Below are 22,718 nucleotides of genomic sequence, written 5' to 3'. Positions count from 1 at the left end.
GTCTTAGCGTGCCGGCTGAGTAGCCACAGTGGACTGTTCGTAGTGATAGCGACCGGTTTTCAGGCTGCTTGGGCCAAGGCGTGCGAACTTGAACATCAGGAACAGTTCGGCCACCAGGAACAGGGTGTACAGACCACAAATCAGCAGCATTGAGAAGATCAGATCGCCTGCGGTGAGGGATGAGTTCGCCACTGCCGTTGGCAGTACCTCACCAATCGCCCATGGCTGACGGCCATACTCCGCAACAAACCAGCCTGATTCGATAGCAATCCACGGCAGCGGCATACCATACAGCGCGGAGCGCAGCAGCCATTTTTTCTGACCGATACGGTTACGAATCACGGACCAGAACGACGCACCAATAATCAGCAACATAATGATGCCGCTGCCCACCATGATACGGAAGGCGAAGTACAGCGGTGCAACGCGAGGAATCGAGTCTTTGGTTGCCAGTTGGATCTGCGCTTCGGTCGCATCGGAAACGTTTGGTGTATAACGTTTCAACAGCAGGCCGTAACCCAGGTCTTTTTTCACATCATTAAACTGGTCACGAACAGACTGATCGGTAGAACCAGAACGCAGCTGTTCGAGCAGCGCATAAGCCTTCATCCCGTTACGGATACGCTCTTCATGCTGCACCAGCAGATCTTTCAGGCCAGTCACCTGCTTATCGACCGAACGGGTTGCGATGATGCCCAGCGCGTAAGGAATCTGGATAGCAAAGCGGTTTTCCTGCGCATCCTGATCAGGAATACCAAACAGGGTAAAGGCTGCCGGAGCTGGCTGGGTTTCCCATTCTGCTTCGATAGCGGCCAGTTTGGTTTTCTGTACGTCGCCCATTTCGTAACCGGATTCATCACCCAGAACAATAACGGAGAGGATTGCCGCCATGCCGAAACTCGCCGCAATGGCGAAAGAACGTTTGGCGAAAGCGAAGTCACGACCGCGCAGCATATAGTAGGCACTGATACCCAGAACGAACATCGCGCCGCACACATAGCCAGATGCTACGGTGTGAACGAATTTCACCTGTGCGACCGGGTTCAACACCAGCTCAGAGAAGCTGACCATCTCCATACGCATGGTTTCGAAGTTGAAATCAGACGCGATAGGGTTCTGCATCCAGCCGTTCGCCACCAGAATCCACAGTGCGGACAGGTTCGAACCCAGAGCCACCAGCCAGGTTACGGCCATGTGCTGGACTTTGCCCAGACGGTCCCAACCGAAGAAGAACAGACCTACAAAGGTGGATTCGAGGAAGAAGGCCATCAGACCTTCAATGGCCAGCGGCGCACCGAAGATATCCCCAACATAGTGAGAATAGTAAGACCAGTTAGTCCCGAACTGGAACTCCATGGTCAAACCGGTTGCCACGCCCAGCGCAAAGTTGATACCAAACAACTTGCCCCAGAACTTGGTCATATCTTTATAAATCTGTTTGCCGGAGAGGACGTAGACCGTTTCCATAATGGCCAGCAAGAACGCCATACCGAGCGTTAGTGGCACAAACAGGAAGTGGTACATCGCGGTCAAGGCAAACTGTAAGCGCGACAGTTCGACTATATCTAACATCATGACTCCTTGCTCATCGCATGAAGACTCCGAGAGTGAATCACGCCCTAAAGCGGTTCACACGCATGCCCCAATACAAAATTATCTGCGTCCTTACTTCGTCACTCACTTCATCGAAAGAAGAAAGTCATGATGAAAGGTTGCAAATACGTTAATTAAAAACTCAAATTGATCCCGTAAATATAATACGCTGCAAAGCCCTTACAATAAACAGGTTTTATTGAATCAGATTTACGTTTTACGACGGTGATCAATATATAGCGAATTTACCACTTTTCAGCCAATTTGATCGGGGACAATTTAACGCCTTTTGCGGCTTTTTTCCAAGGATTAAACATTGATTTAAATCAAAGTCATTGCTTAATGTTAAAGGTGTTTAAGTCAGGTGATCATGGTAAAGACCATGTTAATCATATGTATGCTTGAGGAGTGCTTAGGTTATCAATTGCGAGAATTCATATAAACAGCAGTGATTTTTATTAACTCTGTAAATTGTCCTTTTTTTTAAAACAAACAACTTTTCATATTAGTGACGCGACGTGACTTTTTCCTCTTTTTCCCTTATCAAAATTTAATAACAAATAATTCACCTTTCTTAACTTGTTAATTAACATAATTTATTGGCACTAAATTGCGACGCGACCAATAAAAAAGGCCGCTCTTCAGCGGCCAACCATGTCGAAACGGACATTTATTATGTCAAAGCTCCCCTTCCGGAGAGCAGAGAGGATTTACTTAATGATAGCTTTCAGCGCGTCGCCGATATCCGCCAGGCTGCGAACCGTTTTCACGCCTGCCGCTTCCAGCGCAGCGAATTTCTCATCTGCCGTGCCTTTACCGCCCGCGATGATAGCGCCCGCGTGACCCATACGTTTGCCCTTCGGCGCAGTCACGCCCGCGATATAACCTACAACAGGTTTAGTCACATGATCTTTGATATACGCAGCCGCTTCTTCTTCTGCGCTACCGCCGATCTCACCGATCATCACGATCGCTTCAGTCTGCGGATCTTCCTGGAACAGCTTCAGGATATCGATGAAGTTAGAGCCAGGGATCGGGTCACCGCCGATGCCCACACAGGTGGACTGGCCGAAACCGTAATCTGTGGTCTGCTTAACCGCTTCGTAGGTCAGCGTACCGGAGCGAGAAACGATACCCACTTTGCCCGGCTTATGAATGTGACCCGGCATGATGCCGATTTTGCATTCGCCTGGGGTGATAACACCTGGGCAGTTCGGGCCAATCATGCGCACGCCCGCTTCATCCAGTTTCACCTTCACGGTCAGCATATCCAGCGTTGGGATGCCTTCGGTGATGGTGATAATCAGCTTAATGCCTGCGTCGATCGCTTCCAGAATGGAATCTTTGCAGAACGGAGCCGGAACGTAGATAACGGTCGCAGTCGCGCCCGTCGCTTCTACGGCTTCGCGAACGGTGTTAAACACCGGCAGGCCCAGATGCGTGGTGCCGCCTTTGCCTGGCGTTACGCCGCCAACCATCTGCGTACCGTAAGCAATCGCTTGTTCGGAGTGGAAAGTCCCCTGGCTACCGGTGAAGCCCTGGCAGATAACTTTAGTATTCTTATCAATCAAAACGGACATTATTTCCCCTCCACGGCGGCAACAACCTGCTGAGCTGCATCCGTCAGACTTTTCGCTGCAATAATATTCAGGCCACTGTCAGCCAGTTTTTTCGCGCCGAGTTCAGCGTTGTTCCCTTCCAGACGCACCACAACCGGGACGTTCACGCCCACTTCTTCGACCGCACCGATAATGCCGTCAGCGATCAGGTCGCAACGCACAATACCGCCGAAGATGTTCACCAGAACGGCTTTCACTTTGTCGTCAGAAAGAATGATTTTGAACGCTTCGGTCACGCGCTCTTTGGTCGCACCACCGCCCACGTCGAGGAAGTTTGCCGGCTCGCCGCCGTGCAGTTTAACGATGTCCATGGTGCCCATTGCCAGGCCCGCACCGTTAACCATGCAGCCGATGTTGCCATCCAGCGCCACGTAGTTCAGTTCCCACTGTGCAGCCTGCGCTTCACGCGGGTCTTCCTGAGACTGATCGCGCATTTCGCGCAGGTCAGACTGGCGGAACAACGCGTTACCGTCAGCGCCCAGTTTGCCGTCGAGGCAGATCAGATCGCCCTGCGTGGTAATAACCAGCGGGTTGATTTCGATCAGCGCCAGATCGCGTTCGAGGAAAATCTTCGCCAGACCCATGAAGATCTTGGTGAACTGTTGAACCAGTTTGCCTTCCAGACCCAGTTTGAACGCCAGCTCACGACCCTGATATGGCATTGGACCTGCCAGCGGATCGATAGCCACTTTGTGGATCAGATGCGGCGTTTCTTCCGCCACTTTTTCGATTTCCACGCCGCCTTCGGTAGACGCCATGAACACCACGCGACGTGAGCTACGGTCTACCACTGCGCCGAGGTACAATTCTTTGGCGATATCAGTCGCTGCTTCCACCAGAATCTGGTTGACCGGCTGGCCGCCCGCATCTGTTTGATACGTTACCAGGCGTTTGCCAAGCCAATGCTCAGCAAAAGCACGAATCTCTTCTTTGCTCTTAACCACTTTCACGCCGCCCGCTTTACCGCGGCCGCCAGCGTGAACCTGACACTTAACTACCCAAGGGCCGGAACCGATTTTAGATGCGGCTTCTTCTGCTTCGCGTGGGGTATTACAAGCATAACCCACCGGAGCCGGTAAGCCATACCGGGCAAACAGCTGTTTGGCCTGATATTCATGTAAGTTCATGTGTTCTATCCATCCTTCAGGTAATCGTTAGGTGAGGCTTTTTATAGGCCCGGCAAACGCTGTGTTGCCGGGCAATACTGCAAAAACTACACGTCCAGCAGAAGACGCGTTGGATCTTCCAGCAGCTCTTTAATCGCCACCAGATAACCAACCGACTCACGGCCATCAATCAGACGGTGATCGTAGGAGAGCGCCAGATACATCATTGGCAGGATCTCTACTTTACCGTCGACCGCCATCGGACGATCTTTAATGGCGTGCATGCCCAGGATCGCGCTCTGCGGCGGGTTGATGATTGGCGTAGACATCAGTGAACCGAATACACCGCCGTTGGTAATGGTGAAGTTACCGCCGGTCAGATCTTCAACGGTCAGTTTGCCGTCACGGCCTTTCAAGGCCAGCTCTTTGATGCGTTTCTCAATGTCAGCCATGCCCAGCGTATCCACATCGCGCAGAACCGGGGTCACCAGGCCGCGTGGCGTAGAAACGGCCATGCTCACATCGAAATAGTTGTGATATACCACGTCTTCGCCGTCGATAGACGCGTTGACTTCCGGATAGCGTTTCAGCGCTTCAACAACCGCTTTCACATAGAAAGACATAAAGCCCAGACGGATACCGTGGCGTTTTTCAAACGCATCACCGTACTGCTTGCGCAGATCCATGATCGGCTTCATGTTGACTTCGTTGAAGGTCGTCAGCATCGCGGTGGAGTTTTTGGCTTCCAGCAGACGCTCAGCCACACGCTTACGCAGGCGCGTCATCGGCACGCGTTTTTCGCTACGTGAACCCAGAGCAGGCTGTGCGGCAGCTGGCGCAGACGCGGCCGCCGGGGCTTTGGCTTCTTCTTTGGCTGGTGCTTTCGCCAGATGTTTTTCAACATCTTCACGCGTCAGACGGCCACCCACACCGGTGCCTTTGATAGCGCTGGCTTCGAGGTTATGTTCACTCAGCAGGCGACGGATCGCTGGGCTAAGCGCATCGTTGCTCTGCTCTTCCAGAGAGGCTTGCTGACGCTGAGCCGGCGTGGACTCTTTGCTTTCAGACTTGGCGCTGGACTCTTTACCACCGCTATTGCCTTCGCGCAGGCGACCCAGAATCTGGCGAGAGGTCACGGTCGTGCCTTCGTCTTCCAGCACTGCATCCAGAATGCCATCCGCCGATGCCGGTACTTCCAGTACCACTTTGTCAGTTTCGATTTCTACCAGCACTTCATCGCGCTTAACGCTATCGCCCGGTTTTTTATGCCAGGTCGCTACCGTTGCGTCAGCCACGGATTCAGGCAGGTCGGGAACAAGAATATCTACGCTACTCATTATGTATCCTTTAATTAATCGACGTTCAGCGCGTCATTGACCAGATCTTGCTGTTGCTTCTGGTGAACGGACATATACCCTACCGCTGGTGAAGCGGAGGCCGGGCGACCTGCATAACGCAGACCAGACCCAAATGGAATCACATCACGGAAATGATGCTGACTGCAGTACCATGCGCCCTGGTTAAGCGGCTCTTCCTGGCACCAGACAAAATCATGTACGTGTGCGTACGGTTTCAGCGCTTCCTGCACCGCCTGGTGCGGGAACGGATAAAGCTGTTCGATGCGCACGATGGCGACATCTTTCTGATCGTTTTTACGACGCTGCTCAAGCAGGTCGTAATAAACCTTACCAGAACACATCACAACACGCTTCACGGCCTGTGGATCCAGCTCGTCAATCTCGCCAATCGCAGGCTGGAAGGCACCGTTTGCCAGTTCATCCAGCGTAGACACCGCCAGCGGATGACGCAGCAGAGATTTCGGCGACATCACAATCAGCGGACGGCGCATACCGCGCAGCGCCTGACGGCGCAGCATGTGGTAAACCTGCGCCGGCGTTGACGGCACGCAAACCTGCATATTCTGCTCGGCGCAGAGCTGCAGATAACGTTCCAGACGCGCGGAGGAGTGTTCCGGACCTTGCCCTTCGTAGCCGTGCGGCAGCAGCATCACCAGGCCACACATACGGCCCCATTTTTGCTCGCCGGAGCTGATGAACTGGTCGATAACCACCTGCGCACCGTTAGCAAAGTCACCAAACTGCGCTTCCCAGATGGTCAACGTGCGCGGCTCAGCAGTGGCGTAACCGTATTCAAAGGCCAGCACCGCTTCTTCAGACAGCACGGAATCCCAGACTCTGAACGAGCCCTGACCGTTATGCACATGCTGCAGCGGGGTGTACGTTGAACCGTTAGTCTGGTTGTGAATCACCGCGTGACGGTGGAAGAACGTGCCACGGCCCGCATCTTCACCGGACAGACGAACCGGAATGCCTTCATCTACCAGCGTGGCGTAGGCCAGATTTTCTGCGCCGCCCCAGTCGAACAGCTTCTCACCTGCCGCCATGGACTGACGGTCGGCGTAGATTTTCTGCACGCGGGACTGCATCTCAATGGCTTCAGGAACGGTGCTGATGCGCTTCGCCAGCTCTTGCAGACGCTTGGTTTCAACCTTGTTCGGGTAGCTCTCATCCCATTCGTGGTTGAGGTACGGCGACCAGGTAAAGGAGTGCATATTCATCGGACGCAGCTCTTTCACCACACATTCGCCCGCGTCCAGCGCATCACGGTAAAGATTCACCAGCTCGGTGGCATCTTCAAGCGTCGCGGTTTTTTCAGCTTCCAGTTTGTCAGCGTAAATTTTACGCGGCGTCGGATGCTTTTTGATTTTCTGATACATCAGCGGCTGGGTTGCACTCGGCTCGTCCGCTTCGTTATGACCATGACGGCGATAACAGAACAGGTCGATGAACACATCGCGTTTGAAAGTATTGCGGAAGTCCAGCGCCAGACGGGTAACGAATGCGACAGCTTCCGGATCGTCTGCATTGACGTGGAAGATTGGCGCCTGCACCATTTTACCGATATCGGTACAGTACGGGCTGGAACGCGCATCCAGCGGGTTAGAGGTCGTAAAGCCCACCTGGTTGTTAATCACGATGCGAACCGTACCGCCCACTTCGTAACCACGCGCTTTAGACATGTTCAGGGTTTCCTGAACCACGCCCTGGCCAGTTACCGCAGCATCACCGTGAATGGTGATTGGCAGCACTTTATTGCTGCTTGGCTCGTCGAGTCTGTCCAGACGCGCGCGCACGGAGCCGATAACCACCGGGCTTACGATCTCCAGGTGCGACGGGTTAAACGCCAGCGCCAGGTGAACCAGACCGCCGTCGGTTTCAATATCAGACGAGAAGCCCATGTGGTACTTCACATCGCCCGTACCGAGATGTTCTTTATGTTTGCCTGCAAATTCGTCGAACAGGTCCTGCGGTTTTTTACCGAGCACGTTGACCAGCACGTTCAAACGACCGCGGTGCGCCATACCCAGCACCACTTCGCGCGTACCGCTGTTGCCCGCATGGCGGATCAGCTCTTTCAGCATCGGCACTAACGCATCGCCGCCTTCCAGAGAGAAGCGTTTTGCACCCGGGAATTTCGCACCGAGGTAACGCTCAAGGCCTTCCGCTGCGGTCAGTTCATTCAGGAAGCGTTTTTTCTCATCCGCGCTAAAGCTTGGACGACCGGCTACCGACTCAATACGCTGCTGGATCCAGCGCTTTTCGTCGGTAGACATGATGTGCATGTATTCCGCACCGATAGAGCCGCAGTAGGTTTGTTTGAGCGCGTCAAGCAGCTCGCCCAACTTCATCGTGTCTTTGCCGCTGGCAAAAGAGCCCACGTTAAAGGTTTCCTGGAAATCGGCCTCGGTCAGATCGTGGTAAGCCGGATCGAGATCCGAGACACGTTCCTGCTGCCACAGTCCCAGCGGATCGAGGTTCGCATGCTGGTGACCGCGGAAGCGATAAGCGTTGATGAGCTGCAGGACTTTAACCTGCTTCACATTGGTATCAGGGTCAGAGATCGAGGAGGAGTAACGTGAGGCATCCTTCGCCAGACGACGGAAATAATCACGTGTTTTGGAATGGAATTGATCCGGTTTGACTCCCGTTCCAGGTAACTCCTGGAACATGGAACGCCAGTTAGCGTCCACTGAGTCAGGATCGGTTAAGAAGTCTTCATAGAGCTGTTCAATCCAGCTTTGGTTTGCACCAGAGAGGAAAGAAGAGTCCAGCCAGGCTTTCATTGCGCCGTTCTGCATCGTGATCCCTTAAGCATGTTTATGCTTATTTCGCCGTAGAAACTACCACGCACACCTCGTGTACGTGCCGGGGTTCACCTGCGAGCTCTTATGACCCGCGAAGGAACCTTTAAAAACCGCCCTCTAACCGTTGTTGTTCAGGCTGCAACTGCGTTGCGCCTCTCACTCTTCCCAGTCACATAGTTATCTATGCTCCTGGGATTCGTTCAGCCGCGCCTTGTTTCGCACTGAACATCTCGGTTATAGATGCCATTTATGGCAGTTTTTAGAGGTTTCCTGCATTTATACCCTCTCCCATCGGAGAGGGTCAGGCGAGGGGAAAACGCTCCCCTCTTCTTACTTATGCACTGCGCTGCAACAGCATCGACTTGATATGGCCGATGGCGCGCGTCGGGTTCAGTCCCTTAGGACATACACTGACGCAGTTCATAATGCTATGGCAGCGGAATACGCTGAAAGCATCACTTAACCCTTCCAGGCGGCTATCGGTCTCGGTATCGCGGCTATCGATCAGGAAACGATACGCTGCCAGCAGACCCGCAGGGCCGATAAATTTGTCCGGATTCCACCAGAATGACGGACAAGAGGTCGAACAACATGCACACAGAATGCACTCATACAGACCATCGAGTTTTTCACGCTGCTCTGGCGACTGTAAATGCTCGCGAGCCGGTGGATTTTGCCCATTATTCAACAAGTAAGGCTTAATCTTCTCATATTGTGCATAGAATTGCCCCATGTCCACCACCAAATCGCGCACGACCGGCAGACCAGGCAAAGGACGGATAACAATTTTCTGTCCCGCACGCTGCAACGCTGAAATCGGTGTGATGCAGGCCAGACCATTTTTGCCGTTCATGTTCAGACCGTCGGAGCCACACACCCCTTCACGGCAGGAACGACGAAATGACAGTGTCGGATCTTTTTCTTTCAGCTGCATTAAGGCATCAAGCAGCATCATGTCGCGACCTTCTTCCGCTTCCAGAACGTAATCCTGCATACGCGGAGCGTCATCAACATCCGGGTTATAACGATAAACTGAGAATTCGAGTTTCATTGTCCTGTCTCCGCATTAATAGGTACGAATCTTCGGCGGGAACGCCGGACGCAGTTTCGGTTCCATATTGACTTCACGTCGTGTCATGGATTCCGACTCTGGCAGATACAGGGAATGGCACAGCCAGTTAGCATCATCACGATCCGGATAGTCAAAGCGGCTATGCGCGCCACGACTTTCAGTACGGAAGTTTGCGGATACAGCCGTCGCGTAGGCGGTTTCCATCAGGTTATCCAACTCCAGACACTCAACGCGCTGGGTGTTGAACTCGCTGGAGGTATCATCCAGACGCGCATTTTTCAGACGCTCGCGGATGGCTTTCAACTGCTCAAGCCCTTTCGCCATCGCGTCACCTTCACGGAAGACCGAGAAGTTGTGCTGCATACATTCCTGCAGCGCTTTGCGGATTTCGACCGGATCTTCACCGTCACGGTTGCCGTTCCAGCGGTTCAGGCGCTCAAGGGAAGCATCAATATTCGCCTCAGTCGCCTCACGCAGGTCACCCTGTTCGGCAATCGACTCTTGCAGGTGTATCCCCACCGCGCGACCGAATACCACCAGGTCGAGCAACGAGTTACCGCCCAGACGGTTAGCGCCGTGTACCGATACGCAGGCGATTTCGCCGACAGCGAACAGGCCAGGAATCACCACGTCTTCGCCCTGCTCATTCACGGTCAACGCCTGACCGGTCACTTTGGTCGGAATACCGCCCATCATGTAGTGGCAGGTTGGGATAACCGGGATAGGCTCTTTGATCGGGTCAACGTGAGCAAAGGTACGGGACAATTCCAGGATACCCGGCAGACGGGATTCCAGAACCTCTTTACCCAGATGATCGAGTTTCAGTTTGGCATGCGGACCCCATGGGCCGTCGCAGCCGCGACCTTCACGGATTTCAATCATGATGGAACGCGCCACCACGTCACGACCCGCCAGATCTTTAGCATTTGGCGCGTAACGCTCCATGAAGCGCTCGCCGTGTTTGTTCAGCAAGTAACCGCCTTCACCACGACAGCCTTCGGTGACCAGCACACCAGCACCGGCGATACCGGTCGGGTGGAACTGCCACATCTCCATATCCTGCACCGGGACGCCCGCGCGGATCGCCATGCCAACGCCGTCACCGGTGTTGATGTGGGCGTTCGTGGTGGACTGATAAATACGGCCTGCGCCGCCAGTCGCCAGCACCGTTGCGCGCGCTTTGAAATAAACCACTTCACCGGTTTCAATGCACAGCGCGGTACACCCGACCACTGCGCCATCTTCATTTTTCACCAGATCGAGTGCATACCACTCGGAGAAAATAGTGGTGTGGTTTTTCAGGTTCTGCTGATACAGCGTGTGCAACAAAGCGTGACCGGTACGGTCAGCCGCTGCTGCGGTACGTGCCGCCTGCTCGCCGCCGAAGTTTTTCGACTGGCCGCCAAACGGACGCTGATAAATAGTGCCATCATCCAGACGGGAGAATGGCAGGCCCATGTGGTCAAGCTCGAGAATCGCTTCCGGGCCGGTCTTGCACATATATTCAATGGCGTCCTGGTCACCGATATAATCGGAGCCTTTCACCGTGTCATACATGTGCCATTCCCAGTTATCTTCATGGGTATTACCGAGCGCAACGGTGATGCCACCCTGGGCCGAAACCGTATGCGAGCGGGTTGGGAAAACTTTTGAGAGCAGCGCACAGGTCTGGCCGCTCTGGGAAATTTGCAGTGCTGCGCGCATACCTGCGCCACCCGCACCAATCACAACAGCATCAAATTCTCTGACTGGCAATTTCATCACACACCCCACACCACAACAAATCCATAAATAACGTAAACCACCAGAGCAACAACGATAGCAAGTTGCAGAGGCAGGCGAATCGCCAACGGTTTAACGTAATCGGTCAACACCTGCCACATGCCAATCCAGGCATGAATAAGGATTGAGAACAGCGCCAGCAGGGTGAACACTTTGGTGAAGGCAGATCCGAAGAATCCGCTCCAGATTTCCCACGTCAGCTCGCCGCTGGTCGCAAAGAAACCGATCATGTAGATGATGTAAAGCGTGAGGACGATGGCGGTAGCGCGGACCAGAATAAAGTCATGTACGCCGTTGCGTCCTAATGCGGAGGCGTTGCTTACCATACGAGGACTCCTGCGAGAATTGAAAACACGACAGTAATGGCAAACGAAATATAGGCAGAGCGTTTCCCTGCTTCGAACGTTTCTTCCAGATAACCAAAGTCCATCAGCATGTGGCGAACACCCACAACAACGTGGAATGCCAGCGCGGTCAAAATGCCCCACATGATAAATTTCACGAAGAAGCTGCTCATGATGGCCGAAGCCTGGAGGAATCCTTCAGGAGAAGAGAGGCTCGTTCCCAGTAACCACAGCAAAATGCCTACCGCCACAAACGTAATCACACCGGATGCACGGTGGAGAATGGACGCTATTGCCGTTACAGGGAACCGGATCGTTTTCAGATCCAGATTGACAGGTCTTTGTTTTTTCACGTTTCTTATCATGAATAACGCCCACATGCTGTTCTTATTATTCCCTTTGAATTCGCGTAACAGGAGGGCGGCAAGTCCGGGAAACCCGAGATCATAGTGAACTATGTAACCGGGATGAGCGGGCGCAGCCAACGCACCTGTAGCGTGAAAGACTATGGGATTTCCTTACTCCGGCTGCGATGCGGGTCAGACAGCGTCCTTTTTGTATAACTGCGCGTCATGTAAAACATTGCTTCCAAATGCTAAAACGACACGTAACAACGCTGGGTGGCTCGGGATTGCAGGGTGTTCCGGAGACCTGGCGGCAGTATAGGTCGTTCACAAAACCATTACAATTAACCTACATACAGTTTGTCGGGTTTTATGCGGAACAGTGATCACAGTCACGATAACAACATTATTTTAAATTTTAATCATCAGATTTGACAAAGATTAAACAATATTGTTACAAACGTCAGCGGAAAAGGCATATAATGCGCAAAAGTTATGAGGTCTCTCTTTCACCTGAGATTTAGTTATGTAACAGTGTGATGGTATTGACCGAAGTTATCAGGACAGTTATTAGTGGTATACAGGTTTGAATAATTCGGACTGCGAAGACACTGATTTGCTGTTGTTTCTCTGATTTTTCATTCGTTTACCTGCAAGGCGCCATAGCTCTGTACCCTGGTTTCTCCTCGCGAGCTGAGCGGCAAGCCAAATAACAAACTGGTAACGGTGATTAACAGCTGAAAGCGAATCCGTATTAAACACGCAGGCATTCGAGCTAGATCAAGGCGGCAAGCCAGAGAATCCCAGACAGCATAGATAACTATGTGACCCGGGTTCGAGGGCGCAGCCAACGCAGAGCTGGCTTGAAGGACTGAGTGTTTCGTGGTCTTAAGCATAAGGCGCTAAGGAGACCGTAAATGGCTGATACAAAGGCAACGCTCACCCTAAATGGTGACACTGCTATTGAACTGGATGTGCTAAAAGGCACGCTCGGTCAGGATGTTATTGATATTCGTACTTTGGGCTCAAAAGGGGTGTTTACCTTTGATCCTGGTTTCACTTCTACCGCATCTTGCGAATCCAAAATCACCTTCATCGACGGTGACGAAGGTATCCTGCTCCACCGCGGCTTCCCCATCGATCAATTAGCCACCGAATCCAACTATCTGGAAGTGTGCTATATCCTGCTGAACGGTGAAAAACCAACGCAGGCGCAGTTCGATGAATTCCAGACGACCGTCACCCGCCACACCATGATTCATGAGCAGATCACCCGTCTGTTCCACGCCTTCCGTCGTGATTCTCACCCGATGGCTGTGATGTGCGGTATTACCGGTGCGCTGGCGGCGTTCTACCACGACTCGCTGGACGTCAATAACCAACGCCATCGTGACATCGCAGCGTTCCGCCTGCTGTCCAAAATGCCAACCATGGCGGCGATGTGTTACAAATATTCTATCGGTCAGCCTTTTGTTTATCCGCGTAACGACCTCTCCTATTCAGGCAACTTCCTGAACATGATGTTCTCCACGCCGTGCGAACCTTACGAGGTTAATCCGGTGCTTGAGCGCGCGATGGACCGTATTCTGATCCTGCACGCCGACCACGAACAAAACGCATCGACCTCCACCGTTCGTACCGCTGGCTCTTCAGGCGCAAACCCATTCGCCTGTATCGCAGCCGGTATCGCCTCTCTGTGGGGACCGGCGCACGGTGGCGCGAACGAAGCGGCACTGAAGATGCTGGAAGAGATCAGCTCTGTTGAGCACATTCCTGAATTCGTGCGTCGTGCGAAAGACAAAAATGACTCCTTCCGCCTGATGGGCTTCGGTCACCGTGTTTACAAAAACTACGACCCGCGCGCGACCGTTATGCGTGAAACCTGCCACGAAGTGCTGAAAGAGCTGGGTACGAAAGATGATCTGCTGGAAGTGGCGATGGAGCTGGAACACATCGCGCTGAACGACCCGTATTTCATCGAGAAAAAACTGTACCCGAACGTCGATTTCTACTCTGGCATTATTCTGAAAGCGATGGGCATTCCGTCTACCATGTTCACCGTGATCTTTGCCATGGCGCGTACCGTGGGCTGGATTGCACACTGGAACGAAATGCACACCGACGGCATGAAAATCGCCCGTCCTCGTCAGCTGTACACAGGCTACGAGCAGCGTGATTTCAAATCAGACATCAAGCAATAATTCGATTTGTCTGTTAAAAACGCGCCGACTGGCGCGTTTTTTATTTGTGCGATCAGATGCCCTCACCCCAGTCTTCTGCCACGGGGAGAAGGAGAACTCTGCGCCCTATTTCTGACACTCCGGACACCCGTAAAAGGGTCTTGAAGAAAGCGTGCTCCGCTCAATCACCCCGCCGCATCGCTCGCAGACTTTGCCCTCCCGATGAAACACCTTAAAGCGAAACAACGCACCGTGATGTTTATTGTCATCTACCACGCCACGCGTGTTGTACGACAGCCGCGGAATCTCCAGCAAAGCATGTGATAGCGCATCAAGCTGTTCCTCGCTGAGCTGCGAAGCCTTACGCTGCGCCGCCAGCCCCACTTCCCAGAGAATTTCAACGCGCAAATAATTGCCCAACCCGGCAAGAAAGGCCTGATCCAGCAGCAATCCTGAAAACTGCCGATTGCGGAACTTCTGCGACAATAATCGCGCTTTCACCGCTTCTGCCGTCAGCCGCATATCCAGCACATCCGGCCCGACGCGTTGCAGGAAGGGGTGTGTAAGCAGTTGCTCCGGCGTTAACATCTCTATGTCTGACGCACTGTAGAGCAAAATCGCTTTATCCGCCGTTTGCAGCCTGACACGCAATATCCTTGATGTTTGTGGGTGCTCACCTGCATCAACCACCCGCCAGACCCCATAAAGTTGATTGTGGCTATATAACGTCAGGTTATGGGAAAAATGCGTCAGCAACGCTTTGCCGCGCGTTTCAATCTGCGTGACTTTTTGCCCAATCAACGTGGATTCGAACGATTTTAACTGAGGAAAGGCAAACCACGCATCAGTGAGGGGTTTGCCCTTTATCGCCGCCTCCAGGCTATCTGCCGCGCGGCGGATCTCCGGTCCTTCTGGCATGTTTACATCCTTTTTGAGTGCATCGTTAATGCGTTGCGCCGCCCACGACGTTGATGTCACAGTCCTGGCGTAACGCCACGGTTATGGCGATTTCCAGCGCATCTTTCACCGTCTGTGCCGCCATGCTCGGTGCGCCAGCATGCGCCGCGGCCTGTTCAGGTAAGTACGGAATATGAATAAAGCCGCCCTTCATCTCCGCGTTTTCACCGATTTTATGCAGCACCCCGTACATCACGTGATTACAAACGAACGTCCCCGCCGTCTGCGACACTGATGCAGGAATGCCTTTCTCGCGCATCGCCGCCACCATTGCTTTGATGGGCAGCGAGCTAAACCATGCCGCTGGCCCGTCCGGGACAATCGCAACATCAATCGGTTGCTGACCACGATTATCAGGAATTCGTGCATCATCGACGTTAATACCGACACGTTCGACGGTGATATCCACACGACCGCCCGCCTGCCCGACGGCAATCACTACGGCCGGATTCAATTCGTCGATAGCGGCATTCAGCACCGTCAGCGACACGCCAAACACGCAAGGCAACTGCCGCGTCACCACGCGGCAATCATCAATTATCATCCCCTCAAGCTGTTTGACCACTACCCAGGAAGGGTTGATGGTCTCACCGCCAAAAGGCTCAAAACCGGTCACTAAAATATGACGCATCACGCCTCCTTATAAGAACATCAGGAAGTACATCAGGAACACGTTGACGATCAGTAACAGCACGCCGGTCGGTATTTGCGCCTTGATCACCGCATTTTTATCCGGCAGTTCCAGCAGGGCGGCGGGAACAATATTGAAGTTAGCCGCCATCGGCGTCATCAGCGTCCCGCAATACCCGGAGAACATCCCAATAGCCGCCATGACGGCCGGATTGCCGCCGTGTTGCAGCACCAGAATCGGAATACCGATCCCTGCCGTCACAATCGGGAACGCAGCAAACGCATTGCCCATCACCATCGTCAGCACAGCCATGCCAATCGCGTAGACCGCCACCGCGATAAAGCGGCTATCCACCGCCAGATAGGTTTTCGTGAGCCAGGAGATCCCATCGCCCACGCCTGCTGCGGTAAACAGCAGCCCGAGCGTCGCCAGAATTTGCGGCAAAATAAACGCCCAGCCGATGGAATCCAGCAGACGACGCGCTTCCTGCAGCGGTTGATGCACTTTTTCGTGCGTCATTTTGATTGCCAGCGCCAGGCCAATGAGCGTGCCGATCGTCATGGAAAACAGCGTCACCAGGGTCGCGTGATTGCCCGGCCCAAACAGCGTCTCCTGCAATCCCGGAATATGGTTGAACATCAGCACGCCAACAACCGTCACCACGGGAATGGCGAGCGCCGGATAGAACAGTCGGTTACCCAGACGCGTTGCGCTGGCTTCACGTTCTTCCTGCTTGCGTTGATGATAGCTGCCCAGACGCACGCCGCCAAAACCAGCAATCAGCGCCAGCCCCACCACCGCGACACCCACCGCAATATGCACGGTGCGCTTATCGCCCACCAGCTGATACGTCCAGTCACCCAGCAGGAACATCAGGCCGTAAATGCCCCAGAACATTCCGGTCGTCACGCGGCGCGGGTTAGCTTTATCGCGGAACGACATCACCGCGACGATCAGCAGGATCAGCCCCGCCAGCCAGTACAAATAGCTTTGCTGGAAATTCATGAGGCATCTCCCTGCGTACGCGTGGTTTTCGCCAGCTCGCGCTCAAGATGCTTATCCAGCCGCCACAGGCGAGTGGCGTGGATGATAAAGGCGCAGATCGCCGTCGGGATGCCCCACAAGGCAATATGCAGCGGCTCGGTCTGAATACCGCCAGACTCAAGCATAAAGTTATGCATAAAGATGATCGCGCCGAAGGCGACAAAAATGTCTTCGCCGAAGAACAGCCCGACGTTATCGGTCGCCGCCGACATGGCCCGCAGGCGGTAACGCACCGCGCCCGGCAGTTCACCGTATTTTTTCTCTGCTGCACCCTCCGCCATCGGGGCCAGCAGCGGGCGCACCATCTGCGGATGACCGCCGAGGCTGGTCAGTCCCATTGCGGCCGACGCTTCACGCACGAACAGATAGACAATCAGCAAACGGCCCGCAGTGGCGCTGTGAATTTTGGCAATCCAGGCCTGCGCGCGCTCTTTCAGCCCGTGGCGCTCCAGCAGACCGATAACCGCAAGAGGAATTAGCAGGATATACGGCAGGTTACGGGTATTCAGGAACCCCTCGCCGAGCTTTTCGAGGATAGTGGCGACAGGCATATGCGCCGCAAGGCCGGTGACGATACCGGCGACAATCACCACCAGCACCGGATTAAAACGTAATAAAAATCCGACCACAATCACCGCGATACCGATGAGTGGCCAGAGCGATAGCGTCTCTGCCATATTCTCTTTCCTGTTGTTAAGTTGTGTTTGCGTTTGTGCGTTATGCACTGATTGTTATATTTTTAACGTCAAATTCTTTGCGTAAGCGGCGGGCAAACGCCAGCGCGTGTTCGCCATCGCCATGCAGGCAGACGGTCTGCGCCCGCACGCTGGCCCACTCCCCGGTGATGCTTTTGACCCGCCCCTGCTGCACCATTTCCAGGGTTTGCCCCAGCGCCAGTTCTTCATCGTCAATCAGCGCGCCCGCCGCCGTGCGCGACACCAGACTTCCGTCAGCCTGATAACCGCGATCGGCAAACACCTCTTCGCGCGTGACCAAACCATGACGCTCCCCGGCGCGGATCAGTTCGCTGCCGGCCAGTCCTACCAGAATCAACGTCGGGCAGACGGCATGAACCGCACGGGCGATAGCGTCCGCCAGCGCGGCGTCTTTTGCCGCCTGGTTATAGAGCATCCCGTGCGGCTTAACGTGACGAAGTTGCCCTCCTTCGGCGCGCGCGATAGCCTCCAGCGCCCCAATTTGATACAGCATTTGGGCGTACACCGTTTCCGGTGGCAGGTTCATCGCCGTGCGGCCAAAGTTCTCCCGATCGGGAAAGCTCGGATGGGCGCCGATCGCCACGCCATTTTTTAACGCCTCGCGAACGCACGCCTGCATGGTTTGCGCATCCCCGGCGTGAAATCCGCAGGCGATATTGGCGGAAGAGACAAGCGTCAATAATTCAGCATCGCTCTCACAGCCTTCGCCTAAATCCGCATTCAAATCAACGACGATCATTCAACCTCCATGCCAGTTGTTCGATATGTTGTCTCTGCACGCGTCGCGCTTCGAGCGCCTCTTCCAGCGTGCACTGCACAAAATGAATCGGCTGACCCAACGGAATTTGCGCCAGATGGTACATATCCGCCTCGATGATGCAGGCGATACGCGGATAGCCCCCTGTGGTCTGCGCATCATTCATCAGGACAATCGGTTGGCCGTTATGCGGCACCTGAATCACGCCCGGCAGCAGGCCATGTGACAGCATTTCGCGATCGGTAGTGCGTGCCAGTTGTTGACCCTGTAAACGATAGCCCATGCGGTTACTTTGCGGGCTGAGCTTCCACGGCAGACGCCAGAAGGCATCCTGCGAAGGCTGGTCAAACTCATGGTATTCCGGCCCAGGCAGTGCGCGAATACGGTTGGTCCACAGCAGTTGCTTAACCCCCTGCGTTTCGGCAAATTCCCGCGTGGCGGGACGAAGCGGTAACCTGTCGCCATCTTTCAGCAAACGGCCTTCAAACCCGCCGATACCCGTTTTGAGGTCGGTGCTGAATGAGTTCATCACTTCCGGTACGTCAATGCCGCCATCGATCGCCAGATAGCTGCGCATCCCGTGCAACGGGCGATTCAGCGTCAGGCGCTGCCCGGCTTTAGCCCTTAATCGCCATCCGGTCCAGACCGCTGCGCCATCAAGCGTGGCATCGCAGCCTGCGCCGGTCAGGGCGAACCAGCTGTCGCGCTCAAACTCGACGCTGCATTGACCCAGGGTCATTTCCAGCGCCGCCGTATTTGGATCGTTGCCCACCAGCAGATTCGCAATCTGCAACGCCGGTTTATCCAGCGCCCCGCAATAGCTGATCCCCGACTGACGCAGGCCAATACGGCCCTCGTCCTGTACCGAGGTGTACAGCCCCGCGCGAATCACCTTCAACATACCCCCTCCTTCTTCGGCACAAACCGCACGGTATCACCCGGTCGCAACAGCACCGGTTCATCGCGTTTTGAATCAAATAACGGCAGAGGGGTATGGCCAATCAGCTGCCAGCCGCCCGGCGACACCAGCGGGTAAATCCCGGTCTGCGCCCCGCCAATCCCGACCGAACCGGCAGGAACCTGCAGGCGCGGCTCAGCGCGACGCGGCGTGGCCAGCTGTTCCGGCAATCCCCCCAAATAGGGGAATCCTGGCTGGAAGCCCAGGAACCACACCACGTAATCAATCGAGCTATGCAGCTCGACCACCTGCTTTTCAGACAGTCCGGCATGTCGGGCGACCTCGCCCAAATCCGGGCCACCCGCCCCGCCGTACACTACCGGGATTTCGATAAAGCGTGACTCAGGCTCAAGCGCCTCGCTCTCTTCCCACCAGCGCTGCAATCGCTCGATTGCATCCAACGCCAGGGACTGCGGATTGCGCAATACGACCGTAATGTTATTCATCCCCGGAATGGCTTCCACCACTTCGGGGATCTCCGCTAGCCGCTGCGTTAAGCGCCAGATCCTCTTTTGCGTCGCCAGCGTGACCGGAGGCTCAAGCTCCAGTACCACGGCGGTTTCGCCTAATAAATAACAACGCGCTCGCTGCACTTACGTACCTCTCATCAGGCAGGATTAGGAATATCAATAAAGGTCACATCCAGATCGGTATTTTCCGTCAACCACTCGCTCAGGGCGCGAATGCCGCCGCGTTCAGTGGCGTGATGCCCGGCGGCATAAAAATGCAGCCCCTGTTCACGCGCGGAATGGATCGTCTGTTCAGACACTTCACCGGTAATAAACGCGTCAACGCCAAAGCGCGCAGCGTTGTCGATAAAGCCCTGACCACCGCCCGTACACCAGGCGACGCGTTTCACCAAATCGGGCCCGGTATCACCGCTCCACAGCGGACGACGCCCCAGACGCGCCTCAATCCAGGAGGCCAGCTCCAGACCTGGGACCGGCATCGATAACTCACCCCACGGCACTAACTGTTCAATTTCGCCCATCACGGTGATGCCGAGCAGCGCGGCCAGCTGCACGTTATTGCCCAGCTCCGGGTGCGCATCCAGCGGTAAATGCCAGCCATACAGGTTGATGTCGTTTGCCAGCAGTGTTTTCAGGCGATTGCGCTTCATGCCGCGAATCACGGGCGCTTCGTTTTTCCAGAAATAACCGTGATGTACGATCACTGCATCGGCTTGCAGACGCACCGCTTCATCGAGCAGCGCCTGGCTTGCCGTGACGCCCGTGACAATCTTTTGCACCGTGTCGCGCCCTTCCACCTGCAGGCCGTTCGGGCCATAGTCGCTAAAGCTGGCGCTGTTCAGTTTTTCGTTGATCAGTTGTTCAAGTTCGGTGTTTTTCATCATGACTCTCTTACACTTTGCGGGCGGCTTCATAGGCCGCCAGTGTGGCGACGCGCGCCTGTTTATGATCGACAATCGGGCGCGGATAATCGAGCTTCACGCCCGCTTTATCTGCCCACACCCAGGGTTCATGAACGGATTTAATTGGCACATCACGAAGTGATGGCAGCCACTGACGGATAAACTCGCCTTTGTCGTCAAACCGTTGCCCCTGCGTGGTCGGATTAAAAATACGAAAATAGGGCGCGGCGTCCGTTCCGGTTGAGGCCGCCCATTGCCAGCCGCCATTATTGGCGGCCAAATCGCCGTCGATCAGCTGTGCCATAAAATATCGCTCTCCGGCACGCCAGTCGATAAGCAAGTCTTTCACCAAAAAACTCGCCACGATCATTCGCAGGCGGTTATGCATCCACCCCGTTTCGTTGAGCTGGCGCATCGCCGCATCGACAATCGGATAGCCCGTTTTCCCGTCCTGCCAGGCCTGCAGCAGCACCTCGTCGTGCTGCCACTGCACATTATCCGTCCAGCGAATAAAGGGCCGGTGTTTACATAAATCAGGATGATAGGTCATCAGATGGCGATAAAATTCTCGCCAGATAAGCTCGTTAAGCCACACCGCACCCTCACCGCCGTCCAGCGCTCTGGGCTGCTCCGCCAGCAGTCGGTGCAAACACTGACGCGGCGAGAGCACGCCCAGCGCTAAACAGGCAGATAACCGGCTGGTGCCGTCGATGGAAGGGAAATCGCGTCGCGCCTCGTACTCACCCGCGCCGTGCTGACAGAAATGGCGCAGCTGCGCGATGGCGGCCTTTTCACTGGCAGGAAACCGTTCAGCATCAAAATCCTGCTGCGGGTAGTTGAAGTCAATTTCAGCGGGTGGCGGCAGCTTTTGTTCTCTGGCTGCGGGCGCGGCCACGCATTCCGGCAGCCCCTCTTTCAGGCGCTTGACGTACGCATTCTTGAACGGGGTAAACACTTTGTACATCTCGTGATTCCCGGTCATGACGCTGCCGGGCGGCAACATCACGCTGTCGTCAAAGCCCTGACAGACCACGCCGTCGAGCGTTTTTTCGAGCTGTCGGTCGCGCTGCTGCTCGTTGAATTCGTATTGATAGTTGTAAAAAAGATGGGTGACCCCGTGCTGCTCGCAGAGCTGCTGCACTTTTGCGCTTTGCGCCGCAAAATCACTCACCTCTTCATAGATGAGGGGAATGCCTCTCTCCGCCAGGCCCTGCTGCAACCCCTTAAGATGCGCGCGCAGATATGACGCCTGTCGCGGGGCCATATCGTGCTGCCGCCACTGATCGGGCGTGGCGATAAACACGGCCAGCACCCGCGTGTTTTGGCTGCGGCAGGCAGCCGCGAGGGCGATATTGTCATGAAGGCGCAGATCCGCGCGAAACCAGACCAGATGCGTGGTCATAACACTCCTGAATAATTGTCCATAACCTAAGCGTAGCGTTTCCGGCCGCACGCTAACATCGCGTCGTCCGAAACAGCGTCGGAATACCTGACGCTATAATGTTTAAGTTATGTTACTGGAGCAAGCAGTACAACACCGTTAATGCCGGTTAACTGCGGATAACTCCTGACACTCTCAAGGGGTAAACCTTTATCGCGGGCATAAAAAAACCGCCACATCTCTGTGGCGGTTACGACATTGCTGTGTGTCGTCTTTATTTTAATAGAAGTCGCAGGTCGCTTTTTCGGCCTGATCCATCCATACCGGTTTCTCGCTGGTTTTCGCCCAGACGCGGTGCAGATAGCTGTAAAAACGGGCACGGTCTTTCCAGAAAAGCATTACCGGTAACGCCAGAACACCCGCCACTACAGCGAAGGTGCGACGTAAAAAGACAACATGTGCAGGATACTCTTTGTAAAGGTCCATTATTTTCTCCCCTATAGTTGGCCGGAAACATTATCCGGAAAATTCAAAAGTGGTTATCTGGCTAAAATAGTACCGTTTTGTTTGTAATTTTACTACTCATCCGACCACTTCTTTTCATTCATTTAGTGAATATTTACACTTCTCCCGTAATTAAGTTACGAAAAAGTTAACGAGATACTTACCAATAGTTAAATTGGGGCTTTATCGTTTT

20 protein-coding genes and 1 pseudogene are annotated in these 22,718 nt (G+C 54.4%); 2 read left to right on the top strand and 19 right to left on the bottom strand.

Features of this window, described 5'->3' with window-relative positions; all coding sequences use genetic code 11:
• Positions 1-3: 3 nt before the first annotated feature.
• The 9 genes from cydA to sdhC all read right to left on the bottom strand — a co-directional run bounded on the left by cydA (position 4) and on the right by sdhC (position 12,061).
• Entirely contained in the window at positions 4-1,572 is a 1,569-nt protein-coding gene (gene cydA / locus I6L74_RS14470) for a cytochrome ubiquinol oxidase subunit I (RefSeq protein WP_059178621.1), read from the bottom strand.
• Between the two features lie 731 nt (positions 1,573-2,303).
• Positions 2,304-3,173, bottom strand: a complete 870-nt coding sequence (gene sucD, locus I6L74_RS14465) for a succinate--CoA ligase subunit alpha (RefSeq protein ID WP_012016629.1) — start codon at positions 3,171-3,173, stop codon at positions 2,304-2,306.
• A complete protein-coding gene (sucC, locus tag I6L74_RS14460; RefSeq protein WP_059178622.1) occupies positions 3,173-4,339 on the bottom strand; it encodes an ADP-forming succinate--CoA ligase subunit beta in 1,167 nt (388 codons plus the stop codon). Before sucC ends, sucD begins: the two co-directional genes overlap by 1 nt.
• 86 nt (positions 4,340-4,425) lie before the next feature.
• Positions 4,426-5,655: a 2-oxoglutarate dehydrogenase complex dihydrolipoyllysine-residue succinyltransferase gene (odhB, locus tag I6L74_RS14455; protein WP_059178623.1), complete on the bottom strand. Its 1,230-nt coding sequence runs from the start codon at positions 5,653-5,655 to the stop codon at positions 4,426-4,428.
• Between the two features lie 14 nt (positions 5,656-5,669).
• Positions 5,670-8,477, bottom strand: a complete 2,808-nt coding sequence (gene sucA / locus I6L74_RS14450; protein ID WP_059178624.1) for a 2-oxoglutarate dehydrogenase E1 component — start codon at positions 8,475-8,477, stop codon at positions 5,670-5,672.
• Positions 8,478-8,817: 340 nt separating this feature from the next.
• The gene (gene sdhB / locus I6L74_RS14445) at positions 8,818-9,534 is read right to left on the bottom strand and encodes a succinate dehydrogenase iron-sulfur subunit SdhB (RefSeq protein WP_059178625.1); all 717 of its coding nucleotides are present in this window, start codon (positions 9,532-9,534) and stop codon (positions 8,818-8,820) included.
• Between the two features lie 15 nt (positions 9,535-9,549).
• The gene (sdhA, locus tag I6L74_RS14440) at positions 9,550-11,316 is read right to left on the bottom strand and encodes a succinate dehydrogenase flavoprotein subunit (protein ID WP_059178626.1); all 1,767 of its coding nucleotides are present in this window, start codon (positions 11,314-11,316) and stop codon (positions 9,550-9,552) included.
• Entirely contained in the window at positions 11,316-11,663 is a 348-nt protein-coding gene (gene sdhD, locus I6L74_RS14435; protein ID WP_012016623.1) for a succinate dehydrogenase membrane anchor subunit, read from the bottom strand. Before sdhD ends, sdhA begins: the two co-directional genes overlap by 1 nt.
• Positions 11,657-12,061 carry a succinate dehydrogenase cytochrome b556 subunit gene (gene sdhC, locus I6L74_RS14430; RefSeq protein ID WP_041689345.1) on the bottom strand — a complete coding sequence of 135 codons (405 nt, stop codon included), beginning with the start codon at positions 12,059-12,061 and terminating at the stop codon, positions 11,657-11,659. The genes sdhD and sdhC overlap by 7 nt, the downstream gene beginning before the upstream one ends.
• 491 nt (positions 12,062-12,552) lie before the next feature.
• Here sdhC and I6L74_RS21705 point away from each other — a divergent pair.
• Both I6L74_RS21705 and I6L74_RS14425 read left to right on the top strand, forming a co-directional pair.
• Positions 12,553-12,615: pseudogene (locus I6L74_RS21705) on the top strand (hypothetical protein); the annotation flags it as partial.
• Between the two features lie 327 nt (positions 12,616-12,942).
• On the top strand, positions 12,943-14,226 hold the full coding sequence (locus I6L74_RS14425; protein WP_059178627.1) for a citrate synthase: 1,284 nt from the start codon (positions 12,943-12,945) through the stop codon (positions 14,224-14,226).
• 105 nt (positions 14,227-14,331) lie between these two features.
• Here I6L74_RS14425 and nei read toward each other — a convergent pair whose 3' ends face one another.
• The 10 genes from nei to I6L74_RS14375 form a co-directional block, all read right to left on the bottom strand.
• Positions 14,332-15,123, bottom strand: a complete 792-nt coding sequence (gene nei, locus I6L74_RS14420) for an endonuclease VIII (protein ID WP_059178628.1) — start codon at positions 15,121-15,123, stop codon at positions 14,332-14,334.
• Between the two features lie 25 nt (positions 15,124-15,148).
• Positions 15,149-15,793: a pyroglutamyl-peptidase I gene (gene pcp / locus I6L74_RS14415; RefSeq protein WP_059178629.1), complete on the bottom strand. Its 645-nt coding sequence runs from the start codon at positions 15,791-15,793 to the stop codon at positions 15,149-15,151.
• A gap of 9 nt (positions 15,794-15,802) precedes the next feature.
• Positions 15,803-16,798: a DUF979 domain-containing protein gene (locus I6L74_RS14410; protein WP_059178630.1), complete on the bottom strand. Its 996-nt coding sequence runs from the start codon at positions 16,796-16,798 to the stop codon at positions 15,803-15,805.
• Positions 16,795-17,514: a DUF969 domain-containing protein gene (locus I6L74_RS14405; RefSeq protein WP_059178631.1), complete on the bottom strand. Its 720-nt coding sequence runs from the start codon at positions 17,512-17,514 to the stop codon at positions 16,795-16,797. Before I6L74_RS14405 ends, I6L74_RS14410 begins: the two co-directional genes overlap by 4 nt.
• Positions 17,515-17,554: 40 nt before the next feature.
• Positions 17,555-18,289: a 5-oxoprolinase subunit PxpA gene (gene pxpA / locus I6L74_RS14400; protein ID WP_059178746.1), complete on the bottom strand. Its 735-nt coding sequence runs from the start codon at positions 18,287-18,289 to the stop codon at positions 17,555-17,557.
• On the bottom strand, positions 18,279-19,211 hold the full coding sequence (pxpC, locus tag I6L74_RS14395) for a 5-oxoprolinase subunit PxpC (RefSeq protein ID WP_059178632.1): 933 nt from the start codon (positions 19,209-19,211) through the stop codon (positions 18,279-18,281). Before pxpC ends, pxpA begins: the two co-directional genes overlap by 11 nt.
• Complete coding sequence (gene pxpB / locus I6L74_RS14390; RefSeq protein ID WP_059178633.1) at positions 19,205-19,861, bottom strand: 5-oxoprolinase subunit PxpB; 657 nt, start codon at positions 19,859-19,861, stop codon at positions 19,205-19,207. The genes pxpC and pxpB overlap by 7 nt, the downstream gene beginning before the upstream one ends.
• Before the next feature lie 14 nt (positions 19,862-19,875).
• On the bottom strand, positions 19,876-20,619 hold the full coding sequence (locus I6L74_RS14385) for a type 2 GTP cyclohydrolase I (RefSeq protein WP_059178634.1): 744 nt from the start codon (positions 20,617-20,619) through the stop codon (positions 19,876-19,878).
• Between the two features lie 10 nt (positions 20,620-20,629).
• Positions 20,630-22,042, bottom strand: a complete 1,413-nt coding sequence (phrB, locus tag I6L74_RS14380; protein ID WP_059178635.1) for a deoxyribodipyrimidine photo-lyase — start codon at positions 22,040-22,042, stop codon at positions 20,630-20,632.
• Positions 22,043-22,300: 258 nt separating this feature from the next.
• The gene (locus tag I6L74_RS14375; RefSeq protein ID WP_012016611.1) at positions 22,301-22,507 is read right to left on the bottom strand and encodes a YbfA family protein; all 207 of its coding nucleotides are present in this window, start codon (positions 22,505-22,507) and stop codon (positions 22,301-22,303) included.
• Positions 22,508-22,718: the final 211 nt, after the last annotated feature.

The organism is Lelliottia amnigena (assembly GCF_019047465.1).
Classification (GTDB): Bacteria; Pseudomonadota; Gammaproteobacteria; order Enterobacterales; family Enterobacteriaceae; genus Enterobacter; species Enterobacter amnigenus.
The sequence above is the reverse complement of the archived record's forward strand: the minus strand, read 5'-3'. Positions and strand labels throughout refer to the sequence as shown.